The sequence below is a fragment of the Carnobacterium sp. 1290_CSPC genome, from assembly GCF_001053265.1.
Taxonomy (GTDB): Bacteria; Bacillota; Bacilli; order Lactobacillales; family Aerococcaceae; genus Aerococcus; species Aerococcus urinaeequi.
Map to the genome: position 1 here is coordinate 1 of NZ_JVVG01000114.1, position 1,019 is coordinate 1,019.

The 1,019-nt window shown below is 38.3% G+C and carries 1 protein-coding gene; it reads left to right on the forward strand.

Annotated elements, in window-relative coordinates; translation table 11 throughout:
* Positions 1-8: 8 nt before the first annotated feature.
* Complete coding sequence (locus AC973_RS09120) at positions 9-1,010, forward strand: IS30 family transposase (RefSeq protein WP_048729802.1); 1,002 nt, start codon at positions 9-11, stop codon at positions 1,008-1,010.
* Positions 1,011-1,019 lie beyond the last annotated feature (9 nt).

Here is a 1,019-nt window from a genome sequence, read left to right on the forward strand (position 1 = left end):
AGAAAGCTATGAATCCATACACACATCTTACCATGAATGAGCGAGAAACAATATTCCTAATGTATGAACAAGGCGAAACTATCGGGCATATATCCGAGACCCTGGACCGTTCTAAATCGACTATCTCAAGAGAATTACATCGTAATTCAAACAAGGATGGCAGTTATTCACCGTCAACTGCTCATGGAGAGTATAAACGTAGAAAACAACTATGTGGCAGACATCGCACGCTAGATAAAGACTCTATTTTCCAGTTGGTCAAACGGCTATTTCTCAACGAACAATGGTCTCCAGAACAAATTTCTGGTCGTTTGAACCTTGAAAATTCCAAAAATAAAATCAGTTATAATACTATCTATCGTGCAATTTATCGTGGCGACTTCGATGAGCCTGGTTTATCAACCGGTAATCGAGGCGCTATCCGTAAATTAAGACACAGAGGTAAAACACGCCATTCTAAAAATCACGTAGAGAGAAGAGGAAAGATCCCTATCTCCAATACGATTCATGAACGACCAGATAGCGCTAATGAACGAACTGAGATTGGTCATTGGGAAGCAGATACAGTTGCAGGTCAAACTGGTAAAGCGTGCTTAGTAACGCTAGTTGATAGAAAATCTAGGTTATTACTAATCGGTAAATCTGAGAAGAAAGCTTCTAAGCCGGTAGTTGACCAAATGATTAAATTACTACAAGGTATTGATTCTAATTTTTGTAAAACCATTACACCTGACCGTGGTAAAGAATTCAGTCAACACGCCCGATTGACTGAGGAATTAAATAATACGCAAATTTATTTTCCAGATCCTCATGCCCCTTGGCAAAGAGGATCTAATGAGAATACAAATGGACTCCTTAGAGAGTACTCACCGAAAGGTGTTGATTTGACAGATGCAACTGATGAAGAGATACAAGGTTGGGCAACGAAATTAAATACACGTCCCAAAAAATGTTTGAATTGGAAAACACCTTATGAAATCTTTTATAAAACTGTGTTGCACTTAATTTGACAATTTAAG